Below are 11,952 nucleotides of genomic sequence, written 5' to 3'. Positions count from 1 at the left end.
AAAAGGAGGTTATGAATATGAAATTTAAAAAAAATGTAGCAGGTATATTATCTTTAGTACTTATATTTACTCTTGTAGGCTGTAGTCCAAAGCCATCAGAGAAAAAAATCAAGGCAGCTTTAGAAAATGGAACTATAACGGTAGCAGACGCCAAATCAAAGGGATGGATTAATGATGAATGGATTGAAAAAAACTATAAACCCATACCTTCACTCTCCAAAATTCATCTGTTTACGCCATTTCAAACAACCTATCTTGATGGTACCCCTGCGCCTAAAAATGTTATAGCTGGTAAAATGCATGTTGCCTTTTTCAACTCCAAATCCGATAAGGCTACTGAGCAGATTAAAATCCTTAACTCTGTTTATGACAAATTTGTAAAATATGATATTCCTATTTTAGGTGTAGTCTTGGATGAGGATTTAGATGGGGCTAAGGAACGATTAAAAGGTGTAAAATTCCCTGTTATTGTATACAATGAGGAAATGAAAAAATCCTTGAAGGGATATGCCGATATTTTAAAAACAGATTATTCTTCTGTTTGGACAAAAGATGGTGGATTTTACACTGCATGGAGTTATAAAGACGATACCGATAGTCTAAACTCATATGCAGAGGGTTTAAGTAATGAGAAATAGATATTCCACAATCATTTTGTTCATAGCACTGGGGTTTATAGGTGTAGGTACTTTTCGTGGAGAAGTACAAGAGGTGTTTGCTAAAGCTATTAACCTATGTTTGGAGTGTGTTGGAATTGGCTAATAATAACAATAGGTGGGAAATACAAGCCCTGGCCACTTTCCTCCAAAACGCACATATAACAGGATTCTTTACAGGAAAAATATACAAAGGTAGTCTTAAAAGCATCTGCGCACCCGGACTTAATTGCTATTCCTGTCCCGGTGCAGTAGGCTCTTGTCCCATAGGATCTTTGCAAGCTGTGATAGGTTCATCAAAGTTTAAGTTTTCTTATTACATAATAGGAACCATGATTTTATTTGGCGTATTGCTTGGCAGATTTGTTTGTGGCTTTCTATGCCCTTTTGGTTGGTTTCAAGAATTACTCCACAAGATACCTTCAAGAAAATTCAGTACTAAAAATTTAAAGCTACTTACATACCTTAAATATGTGGTACTTGCCTTATTTGTAATAGTATTGCCGATGACAATACTAAATGAGGTGGGAATGGGCGACCCATGGTTTTGCAAGTGGCTATGTCCTGCCGGGATTTTAGAGGGAGCAATACCTCTTGCAATAGCAGACAGTGGAATTCGTGCGGCTCTGGGCTGGCTTTTCATATGGAAAAGCTGTATACTCATAGGAATTGTTACACTATCTGTGTTTTTCTATCGTCCCTTTTGCAAATGGATTTGTCCTCTTGGTGCGTTTTATGCCTTATTTAACAAACTATCATTTTATGGATATACTATAGACAAAAACAAATGTACAAGCTGTGGTGCTTGTGCAAAGGTATGTAAAATGGATGTTGAGGTTTACAAAACCCCCAATCATAGTGAGTGCATAAGATGTGGTGATTGTATTAGCACCTGCTCTTATCATGCTATAGGTAAAAATATAATTTTAAAGAAAGGTAACAGGAAAAATGAAATTGAAAAAACTTATTAGTATTGTATTGTCCGCTATATGTATATTATCATTCACCGCTTGCGGTAGTAATGAAATCACCCCAACTATCAATCCATTTCCAGAGTTCGAAGCAACAGATTTTAATGGTAACACCGTCACAAATAAAATGTTTAAGGATTATGATGTAACTATTGTAAATTTCTGGACAAATGGCTGTGGTAGCTGTATCGCAGAAATGCCCGAATTAGAGGAGTATTATCAAAAGTTCAAAAAAGAAAAAATTAATTTAATAGCAATTAACCCAAGTTCAGGTGATAGCAAGGAAGCGCTAGCCCTTTCTAAAAACATATTAAAGGAAAAAGGTGTTACTTTTACAAATATTATTCCCAATATGAAAAGCCCCTTTTATAAGGATTTTATCAGCGAAATTACAGGTTACCCAACCACCTATATTGTCGACGGCAATGGAAATATAATCGGGGCACCACTAATTGGCGTTGTGAAAAACCAAGAGGATAAGCTGTTGAAAAGGATTGATGAAATTATAAAATGATTCAAAAATAAGAGTGATGGAATTTATGACTTCTATAATATAATCTGATAGCTTTGTATAATACGTATAAATTTTGGTGTAGCTAAAAGACCTATTTTCGTCAGGATAACAACCAAAATAGGTCTTTCTGATACAGCTTCTGAGTCTCATTTTAACAAGTAATGATTTCTACTTGTGTAAAGCCTTTGTAACCTTATGGACAAAGATTCTACCTTTACGCACAATCATATTTTTAACAATTAACGGTTTAAGCTTTTCAAGCGGTACGCCTTCCGCGTCATATTTTCTGACAAGTGAAATAGCGTCGAACTTACATCTGGTTGTACATGCACCGCAGCCTATACACATGTATTCATCTCTAATTGTAGCACCGCAGCCAAGGCAACGTTCTGCTTCCTTCTTTATTTGATCTTCTGTAAATGTAGTTCGTAAATCTTTAAAGGTTTCTCTTGATTTCTTTCCATCCACAGGAAGTGCTCTTTGACGTGGCATACGATCATAGCTTTCAAGAGTTAAGTTTTCTTTATCAAGTGAATGATAATCTCTCCTGTCACGACCGATAATTAAGCTCTGACCTGGTTGAACATAACGATGGATTGAAATTGAAGCTTCTTTACCCATAGCAATAGCATCGATAGCAAACTTAGGACCTGTCATTGCATCACCACCTGCAAATACATCTGGCTCTCCTGTCTGCAGCGTAAAGGAATCTGCCTGGATGGTCTTGTTTGGATTTAATTCTATTTTGCTGTTTTCCAGCAGTTTGCCCAGGTCTATTCCTTGACCTACTGAAATCAGAACATGATTTGCCTTAACAATCACAGTTTGATTTTCATCAAATATAGGATTAAACTTTCCACTTTTATCGAAGACTGAAAGACATTTTTTGAATTCTATACCGCATACACGTCCATTTTCCTTTAGAATTCGTTTTGGACCCCAAGAATTGTTGATACCAATATCTTCTGACAATGCATCTTCAATTTCTTCATCAAGCGCTGGCATTTCTTTTCGGCTTTCAAGACAGAACATATCAACTTTTGAGGAGCCAACTCTTGTGGCTGTCCTTGCAACGTCAATGGCAACATTACCGCCACCAATTACAACTACGTTTCCTTCAAGTTTTATATCATTACCCAAATTTACATCTCGCAGAAACTCAACACCTGTAATAACGCCTTCTGCATCTTCATCTTGTATACCCAGGTTTCTACCTGCCTGAGCACCGATTGCAAGATAGAATGCTTCATATCCCTTATTTCTAAGTTCTTTAAGGCTGATATCTTTACCTACTTCAACACCAGTCTTAAACTCAACGTCAAGTTCTCTCAAAATATCAATTTCTGCATTAATTACTTCTTTTTCCAATCTATAAGATGGGATTCCAAGTGTAAGCATTCCACCAAGTGCCTTTTGTTTTTCAAACACCGTTACCTTATAACCGTCAATGGCTAAGTAGAAAGCACAAGACAGACCTGATGGACCAGCACCGATAATGGCAATTTTTTTCCCGTATTCATGTCTCAATTTTGGTATATAGCGATTCTCCATGTGTAACTCTTGCTGCGCAATGAATTTTTTGATTTCATCCACAGCAACCGCATCATCAATATCACCTCTTGTACAGGCGGACTCACATTTTCTTGGACATATACGTCCGCATACTGCTGGAAATGGATTTTCGTGCTTGATAAGTTCAAGCGCTTCTCTATATTTCCCTTGAGAAGCAAGCTTAATATAACCTTGAACAGAAATATGAGCTGGACACTCTGTTTTACAAGGACTTGTACCGGTTTCAACAACATTTTCTCTATTGGTACGATAATCCACATTCCATTTGTCTGGACCCCACTCCGTATTAGATGGGAAGTCCACTCTTTTCTCCTCAATTATTGGTGTTTTAGTACATAATTTTTGACCTAATTTCAATGAATTAACAGGGCAAACCGTAACACATTCTCCACAAGCAACACATTTGTCTTTATCGACTTGTGAAACATAATTTGAACGCACAAAATCGTTGTTCAAGAACATTGAGGCATTTCTCACAGCTAAACAGGAACAACCGCAGCAGTTACAAATGGCGTGAGTTTTTCCTGGACCATCTGTATTCGGTATTTGATGCATCAAACCATTTTCTTCGGCTTTTCTAATAATCTCAAAAGCTTCCTTGCGAGTAATCTTTCGGCCTCTGCTTGTACGGATATAGAATTCCGCAGCATCGCCCAGCTGAATACACATATCTTCCTTCAAGTGACCGCAACCTTCTCCCATAGCTTCTCTTGAAGTACGGCAAGAACAATTGGAAACTGAGAAAATAGTATTTTCATTGAGATATTTGGAAATTTCCTCATAGGATGCTCTTCTGGTTTCCCCTTCAATGGATCTTTCGATAGGGATTACACGCATGGGTCCTTTTCCTACAGGGAAAATACCTGCCGCAATAGGGGCTCTTCTTTTTCCGTATGTATCAAAAGCTTCGCCAATTTGCTTAAAGTTTTTAACGTTTTCCCTATGTGGGTGGTTAACTATTAATTCCATGTGGCCCGGAACCCAAATCTCAAGCCAGTATTTATCAACGCCGTCTTTATCACCAACCAGGCAAGCACCGGCAACGGCCAATTCCCATAAGAGTATTTTGGTTTCCTCTACAGATTTACCACAGAGCGTAGCAACTTCCTCTGCACTCTTCGGTTTACGTAATTCAAGACAAAGTGCTACAGCTGCCATTTCTTCTGTAACAACAGGTTCCAGAACTTTATATTCCGGATGCTCTGGTGTAATTTCTGATTTTGAACCACGCTTTGTCCTACTAATTTTATTCGCAAGGTCTAATACTCTTTCTTTTACCATACGTGGGCCCCCTTATTGCGTACTAAATTTTATTTTTATTTTTTGTAAAGCAAAAAAACGTTTACAATAGCTTAGTGATACCTAGCGCCCTCGTTATATTGTTATACTTTTGCTATCTTAAGTATATTTAAAAACAATATTATTGTCAAAAAAATAACACACTTGTAATTTCAACGTTTGTCGACTTTCTATTTCGAGTAAAGTTTACATATTGAAAATGGGATAAATGATGTGTTTAATGCTCATGAGAAAGATTATTATACATATAAGTGTAAACTGTACTTGAAAATAAAAAATTTGCTTAAATGATTCAAAATCATCTAAGCAACACTTAATTTTATTAAAAATATTTATTAATTAAATACTCTGAATACTGAATACTGTTTTCCATTGACACGGTACTCATGATTTCACCCGCTAAAAAAATGTTATTTTTTCCTTGCATCGCTTCTATTTTTTCATAGAATCCCTTTTGCAGAACACTGGTATCTACATGTGGACACTGTTGCCAGCGCTTAAACTGATAGAGCCTTGGATTCTGAATGCCTAATTTCAATAAATCACTTTCAATAACTTTTAGAGAGGCAGCTTTAGAATTTTCAGGATTGTTATAAGCATAAACCATAACCATCTCTTCACCACTTACTGAATCCCACCGTGAGCACCAGATCATGATATGGCCTCTCTTTTTTAAAGATAAGTTTTCGAGCACGCAACCGCATCCTTTTGGCACCTTATCCACTATAAAAGCGTAAACATTATAATTTTGATATTTTATAGAGCTTAAAAATTGTTTCATTTCATAATCCGCAGCATAAAAATCCGAAAATTGGGTTAAAGGGGCTGTGATTACTACGCCATCGAATTCAAGTACCTCAAAATCCGTGTGAACACATAATTTCTCATGATTTGACAGTGAAATCTTTGTTACGTTTTGCGTCAACCTAATATCTTTGATTCTCTGCCTTAAGCATTCAGTTAGCACAGAAACACCCTCTTTCCACATACAAAGTTCAGGCAATTCCATAAAAGACATTAAATTATCATAATTCAATATCCTCAGAACATAAAGTGCTGGCACAGCCTCAATATCACCCAATCCGTAACTGGTGAAATAATGCGCATAAACTGTTTTTAAAATCTTTAACTGATTTATATCACACCACTTTGAAAATGGAAGCATAAGTGGAGCCTCTATGTTATGGATGTTAACTTTTTCTAGGGATTTATACTCCGCTAAAACATCAGGAAGTCTATCGAGTTCTTTAACAAAATCGCCTAAGGCATCTTTTGGTATTTGCATGATTTTATTGCCATTTGTATCATAATTAACACGCGATATCCTGGGGCCATCAATTTTGATATTAAAGGTTTTCATAAGTGATTTTAGATGCTTCTGAGAAGGCATACTAAAAAGAGCACCGAATTCATATGACTTACCTTTATAGCAGATCGTATGCAATTTGCCCCCTAGTCGATTGTCTCTTTCAAAAACAGTAACATTTTTATACCCTTTTCTTTGTAAACCCGCGGCTATTGCTAGCCCAGAAAGTCCTCCGCCAATAATAGCAATCTTATGGTCCATTTTATTCAACTCGATCACCTTCTTTAAGCGGGGTAAGCAAAGCCAAAATCCAGAGTGGCAACGTATCTAAATCTAAATTATTTTGGATAGCTATATCTAGGATAACTTTAGCCGGTACCTTTCCTGAATTACAACCACTTGAGATTACTCTTGAGAAATTGTAATGCCTTAAAAATTTGTGAAGTGCACGTTCAACCTTAATAAAGGAGTTAAGGGTCTTGTCAGTTCCAATTTTGTTATAAAAATCTTTGACTAAGAGCTCATTAAAGTCACTCATAACATCAAGAATAGTATTTTTTTCAAGGGCAATGAACCTATGGTTGATGTGGGAATTTTCTATAATCTCCTTATACTTGTCTCCTTTAATAAAATAGGGTACAAATTCTTTTGTTTTTGCAGTAATTAAATTCTCAATGTTTATATTAAAGGTCTTCATCAAGTAGACCAGTTTGAGTTCAAAATAGTACCAAATATCAATATCTTGCTTTTTATTATATAGTTTCACAACACCCCATTTTGAATAGGTGTCATAAAGACTGTATTGATATATTTTACCAATACCGTCATATGTACCTAAAAAATCGATTCGTTGAATCACCACATATCCTGGATAAGATTCTTTAGTATTTTCAAAACACAGCGCTAATTTTTTATTCTTTTGTTTTTCGCTTACATAAATCCCTTTGTTCTTAGAATAATCAATCCGCTTAACTTTCGTTGACAGATTGTACCTCTTTAAGACATTGTAAATGCCTGATTCCCCAATATTAAACCCTTCCACTCTTAGGTCATAGTAAATTCTTTTGGGTCCATCTGTAGGGAATCTCTGTACATGCGATAAAATTTCATCTTCAATGCTTCTATTCGCTTTATTTGGCATTTTAGGCTTTTTAGGCTCCTTGATTTCAAGGCCCAACATGCCATGCTTTTCATAAGCCCTGTTCCAATTGTAATATGTCGTTCTTGAAATTCCAAACAATTCACATGTCTGTGAAACGTTATTTTCTTTCAAAGCATGTTTTAAAATCATATATTTGTTATGTGCATTAAAAACTTCTACTTTCATAACAGAGCCCCCATTTTAAAGATTACCTACCTGCTTAGCCGCTCAAACTTCCCCATGGTATTATTTGGAACACTAGATCTAGTAAGTGAGAGTAAATGGTATTTTTTTTATTCTATTACTTGAATTGTAGTTGGATTTCAAAGATAAGTCAAATTTTCCACTTATATATATATTAATAATATTTATCTATTAATAAGGGTAGAAGTGCTGAATTTAGGCGATAAGGTAATAATAAAATACAACTACTATATTCCGTTTCTAAATAATTAATTTATCAGATATACTATATCTTGATAACGTGTTTGTGGTAAAATAAGGGTGAAATAATTATCATTTATCTGAAAAAATTAAAATATTGGGGGAATTATATGAGGGGTAAAAATTATTTTTTGGGAATAATTCTAATTTTTATAGGAGTAGGGTCAATTGTAAGTAATATTTTAAACATTCGTTTGTTTACAATTAGTCAGTTGTGGCCTACTTTTGTTCTTATTCCTGGGCTTACCTTTGAAGAAAGATATTTTTCAAGAAGAAAAGAACCAGGGTTACTAGTACCAGGAGGAATTCTTACAACAATAGGGATATTATTTTTCTTTGAAACCTTTACTAACTGGAAATTTGCGCAATATACTTGGCCTGTATACCCATTAGCTGTTGCTATAGGATTATATCAGCTATATTTGTTTGGTGGGAGAAAGCGTGGAATACTTGTTCCAGTATTTATTTTAACTACTATTTCGGTACTAGCATTTACCATTATGCTAGTTGGTAATATTTTCTATTGGATAAATACAAGTTTAATGATACCTATTATCTTTATCGCTATTGGAGTTTATATGTTAATTAAAAATTTTAGTAAATAAAAACTGAATATCTTAAGAAGTTTAGAGAAGAGTTATATTTTAATATTTATGTAAAGATGAGATGGTTAAGGATACTTAGCATATTATAATTATTTAGGCACATTGAAATAAATCACAAGTCAAATTGCTAGTATACTGACTTGTGATTTATTTCAATGTGCCTTAAGAAGTTATTAAAGTGAATTAAACAAACATTTAAATTATGATTCTAACAATATGTACTTTTTACTTTACCCTTCTACCTGTTAAAAAACCTGATCTTGACATAGGTGATATTTTAATCACATCTCCTGTACGTGGAGCATGTATATAATTATTATCCCCAATGTAAATACCGACGTGATGGGGATTTGCAGAGGTTCCAAAGAACACCAAATCTCCAGTTTGAAGGTTGTCCTTAGATACTTGTACACCATCATTTATCTGATTAAAGGTGGCTCTTCCTATTGATATTCCAAAATGAGCGTACACGTATTGCGTAAATCCTGAGCAATCAAAGCCAGAAGGTGTTGTACCACCCCATAAATATGGTGTGCCAAGAAAGTTAGAAGCGTAGGCTATAATAGCATTTTCTGATATAGTAGCCGAACCTCGTGAAGGCGTATTTTTAGGTGCTGATTTTCTTATTCCATTTATTTTTGTTATGCTTTTATTTACTGATAGTTGAGACGTACGTCCTACAAGAAGGTTTTCCTTACTATTTAGCTCAGTCAACAACTTATCTTGCGACTTTTTAGTGACAATTAACTTGTCCAACTTTTGCTTATTTTCTGTATGTAAACTCAGTAATACATCTTTTGTCTTACTTAAATTTTGCTGCTTTTTATCTAATTCTTCTTTTGTGGCTTCAAATTCATCCGCTACCTTTTTATCAAAATCTATAACGGTCTTTATGTTTTCTACCCTTGATATAAAGTCTCCAAAGCTCTCTGATTCAAGTATTATACTGGTATAACTATCAAATCCGTTTATGTACATAACTCTCATCCTACTATTAAATAATTCTTGTTCCTTTTGAGCTTCTTTTTCAACCTGTTTAACCTCCGCTGAAGCTTTTTCTATTGCCTTTTCAGTTTCAGATATCTTGATTTTATTCTCTTCTGTTTTAGCCATGGTTTTTTGAATTTCGTTATCGAATTCTTCTATTTTCATTTCGATTTCTTCTCTTTGTTCTTGAATTCTAGTTAGTGAATCCTTTTGCTGTCTTAGCTTATTATTCGTTGGAGCCGCTAAGGCAGTTCCATTTAAAGTAATAATTAAAGTTATTACAATTGCTATACTTCTCAGGGAATTCTTCATCAGTTCATCTCCTTCATTTGTTTAGAATTTATAACTCATATAGTAAATGTATCAGAGTTTTATGAACTTTTTATGAATATTATCTATATTGGGATATATTACATGATTGGGAATTTAGTAAAATGGAGAAATAGGTCAGTAGCATATAAAGCAATCAATATTATCTATAATTAATCTATGATACGTCCATTTAACTTTGTTCCAAATCCATACATGTATATAATTATTTCTTACTAATATAGGTACGGACCAAAATTCTGTACCATTATTTAACCAAATATACATATATTTTTTCATGCAGGGGTTAATTGTTGATTGGCTAAGAATATTTGTACCAGGTGTTTTTGTGAAACCAAGAGCTTTTGCTTTATATATACTAGGAATATAACTAGGTGGGTTCCAATATAAAGGTCCTTTTTCTGAAGGTTCACTGACCTTTGGACCGCAACCTCATCGATAACCATAAGTGTAATAGGGTAACCCCTCACTAATCGTATTTTTATTTATATACATAGCTGTTTCCTCCATAAAATATAGTATTATAGATTAATATATGAATGGGTTTTTATATGTTTACACTATATAAGCTGGTTTAATAATAAAGAGCAGACTTGAAATTTTAATTTCAAGTCTGCTCTTTCAATTTATGGACGGATTATTAACTACACCAATAAAGAGGATCATGTCATTAGCAGATTTAATTACAAAAATAAAGGGTCTGTCTAAAATCATTTTTGCTACATTTTCTTTTGGTGCTGCTGACCCATCATAATCAATTTTCGTAAATGCAGTAGCTTCAACTCCTTTTTCATCAATAGCGATGTGTGTTTGCTGTTTAATATTTGAGATAAAGGCTGCACCTTGACTAATACCCGAAAAATCAGCCTCAGGCTGAAATGCCGATTTTATTCCCATAATCTTAAGTGTGTTATTTAAATCAAGGCTGTTACCAAATGAGAACTTTGGTATTTGAAATATTACCTTCCCACTTTTAATCTCCTTCTCATCGAAAAGCAAGGCTGTTTTCTCCGGGGTAGAAAGCAGATCATCAACACTCATACCTTTATCAGGAAGAATAAACATCATGCTGCTAGAATTCTTTAGACCGAGAGAGGCGCTTGTGAAACCATCTCCCTTTACATAGCTATGAGCTGCATATGTTCTGTTCATAAAATCACCTTTTATTTCGCCACCATCTGAAAAATAAAAGGTATCGGGCTTTGTATTATTTTCATCGAAGAGGTCAACCCATTCGTCCTTGAAATATATGGTGTTGATAATGGACATGATTTGATTTTTATCAATACTCATCTTTGGTGACAGTATACCGTTTGTATTTTCAGAAACCCATTTACTCATAAGTTTCGCTGAGTTATCATCAGAAAAATCAACATTGTAGATAGATGCATAAAAGTTTCGAACCGCATTGTCTATAAAAGTATTTTTGAAGCTAATGTTTTTTTCAAGCCATAGTGAATTTGCAATTTTAAGCTTCCCTATCTTATTATCAGAATACATAAGTCTGAAAAGCTTGCTGTTTTGCTCAGATAAATAATTTATTCCTTTTCCACTTGCACCAAGAACAGAAAATATTTCATCTTGTGTTACACCATTTGCCCCTATGCTTGCAAGTGATAATGTCATATAGAGACTGGTAGGTGAGTAGCTAATATTTTTAGACTGGCCACTTAGAATTTTTGAGGCCGAGCTAAAGGAAAATTTATTTAGTGCCTTTTTATAGCTTTCATCTATTGAATTTTCCTCCATAACTTCACTGCGACTATCGTAGTCATCAAATGAAATACTTTTAGGATAGATAGTGGTTTTTACAGTAGCATTGCTACTATCATAGCCGTCAAATGAAATACTTTTAGAATCAACAGGGGCTTTTACAGCAGTACTTTTGGCATCGCTATTGCAAGCTACAAGATTTGCTATTACTACAATGCATACCGCAAAAGAAAGTATTTTTTTCATAAAATTCACTCCTTAACATTGCCACCCACATGGTATGTGGCATATTTAATAAATATCATGTTGCCTTAGTAAATGTTAATGTAGAGAATAGACCTGGGACCTACCACCTTTTCAAATATCTATTTATAAGCTATACGTAATTAAATACTGTTTTGTCCTTATTTAATT

At 34.4% G+C, this 11,952-nt stretch carries 10 protein-coding genes; 5 read left to right on the top strand and 5 right to left on the bottom strand.

Annotation, left to right across the window (positions count from 1 at the left end):
• The first annotated feature begins 17 nt into the window (after window positions 1-17).
• The 4 genes from KPL50_RS04740 to KPL50_RS04730 are packed head-to-tail and all read left to right on the top strand — an operon-like array spanning window position 18 to window position 2,141.
• Window positions 18-638: a hypothetical protein gene (locus KPL50_RS04740; protein ID WP_216297311.1), complete on the top strand. Its 621-nt coding sequence runs from the start codon at window positions 18-20 to the stop codon at window positions 636-638.
• A complete protein-coding gene (locus tag KPL50_RS26885; protein WP_253200454.1) occupies window positions 628-762 on the top strand; it encodes a CD1871A family CXXC motif-containing protein in 135 nt (44 codons plus the stop codon). The genes KPL50_RS04740 and KPL50_RS26885 overlap by 11 nt, the downstream gene beginning before the upstream one ends.
• Window positions 755-1,627, top strand: a complete 873-nt coding sequence (locus tag KPL50_RS04735) for a 4Fe-4S binding protein (RefSeq protein ID WP_216297310.1) — start codon at window positions 755-757, stop codon at window positions 1,625-1,627. Before KPL50_RS26885 ends, KPL50_RS04735 begins: the two co-directional genes overlap by 8 nt.
• Window positions 1,605-2,141, top strand: a complete 537-nt coding sequence (locus KPL50_RS04730) for a TlpA disulfide reductase family protein (RefSeq protein WP_253200453.1) — start codon at window positions 1,605-1,607, stop codon at window positions 2,139-2,141. Before KPL50_RS04735 ends, KPL50_RS04730 begins: the two co-directional genes overlap by 23 nt.
• Window positions 2,142-2,309: 168 nt before the next feature.
• Here the strand turns inward: KPL50_RS04730 and KPL50_RS04725 are convergent, their stop codons facing one another.
• The 3 genes from KPL50_RS04725 to KPL50_RS04715 form a co-directional block, all read right to left on the bottom strand.
• Window positions 2,310-4,994: an FAD-dependent oxidoreductase gene (locus KPL50_RS04725; RefSeq protein ID WP_216297308.1), complete on the bottom strand. Its 2,685-nt coding sequence runs from the start codon at window positions 4,992-4,994 to the stop codon at window positions 2,310-2,312.
• A gap of 340 nt (window positions 4,995-5,334) precedes the next feature.
• Window positions 5,335-6,579 carry an FAD-dependent oxidoreductase gene (locus KPL50_RS04720; protein WP_253200466.1) on the bottom strand — a complete coding sequence of 415 codons (1,245 nt, stop codon included), beginning with the start codon at window positions 6,577-6,579 and terminating at the stop codon, window positions 5,335-5,337.
• A gap of 1 nt (window position 6,580) precedes the next feature.
• Window positions 6,581-7,645: a helix-turn-helix domain-containing protein gene (locus KPL50_RS04715; protein WP_216297306.1), complete on the bottom strand. Its 1,065-nt coding sequence runs from the start codon at window positions 7,643-7,645 to the stop codon at window positions 6,581-6,583.
• A gap of 368 nt (window positions 7,646-8,013) precedes the next feature.
• Between KPL50_RS04715 and KPL50_RS04710 the strand changes: the two genes are divergently transcribed.
• Complete coding sequence (locus KPL50_RS04710) at window positions 8,014-8,508, top strand: hypothetical protein (RefSeq protein WP_216297305.1); 495 nt, start codon at window positions 8,014-8,016, stop codon at window positions 8,506-8,508.
• A 225-nt stretch (window positions 8,509-8,733) separates the two neighbouring features.
• Here the strand turns inward: KPL50_RS04710 and KPL50_RS04705 are convergent, their stop codons facing one another.
• Together KPL50_RS04705 and KPL50_RS04700 are read right to left on the bottom strand one after the other, a co-directional pair.
• Entirely contained in the window at window positions 8,734-9,807 is a 1,074-nt protein-coding gene (locus tag KPL50_RS04705) for an NlpC/P60 family protein (RefSeq protein WP_216297304.1), read from the bottom strand.
• Window positions 9,808-10,446: 639 nt separating this feature from the next.
• Window positions 10,447-11,784 (bottom strand): serpin family protein, encoded by a 1,338-nt coding sequence (locus KPL50_RS04700; protein WP_216297303.1) that lies wholly within the window; start codon window positions 11,782-11,784, stop codon window positions 10,447-10,449.
• Window positions 11,785-11,952 lie beyond the last annotated feature (168 nt).

The organism is Clostridium sp. CF012 (genome assembly GCF_018861755.1).
Lineage (GTDB): Bacteria > Bacillota > Clostridia > Clostridiales > Clostridiaceae > Clostridium_AD.
The sequence above is the reverse complement of the archived record's forward strand: the minus strand, read 5'-3'. Positions and strand labels throughout refer to the sequence as shown.

Bases quoted from the DNA above. Each gene is read 5' to 3' on its own strand.
- KPL50_RS04740 (WP_216297311.1), top strand. From the start codon at position 18: ATGAAATTTAAAAAAAATGTAGCAGGTATATTATCTTTAGTACTTATA.
- KPL50_RS26885 (WP_253200454.1), top strand. From the start codon at position 628: ATGAGAAATAGATATTCCACAATCATTTTGTTCATAGCACTGGGGTTT.
- KPL50_RS04730 (WP_253200453.1), top strand. From the start codon at position 1,605: ATGAAATTGAAAAAACTTATTAGTATTGTATTGTCCGCTATATGTATA.
- KPL50_RS04725 (WP_216297308.1), bottom strand. From the start codon at position 4,994: ATGGTAAAAGAAAGAGTATTAGACCTTGCGAATAAAATTAGTAGGACA.
- KPL50_RS04720 (WP_253200466.1), bottom strand. From the start codon at position 6,579: ATGGACCATAAGATTGCTATTATTGGCGGAGGACTTTCTGGGCTAGCA.
- KPL50_RS04715 (WP_216297306.1), bottom strand. From the start codon at position 7,645: ATGAAAGTAGAAGTTTTTAATGCACATAACAAATATATGATTTTAAAA.
- KPL50_RS04710 (WP_216297305.1), top strand. From the start codon at position 8,014: ATGAGGGGTAAAAATTATTTTTTGGGAATAATTCTAATTTTTATAGGA.
- KPL50_RS04705 (WP_216297304.1), bottom strand. From the start codon at position 9,807: ATGAAGAATTCCCTGAGAAGTATAGCAATTGTAATAACTTTAATTATT.
- KPL50_RS04700 (WP_216297303.1), bottom strand. From the start codon at position 11,784: ATGAAAAAAATACTTTCTTTTGCGGTATGCATTGTAGTAATAGCAAAT.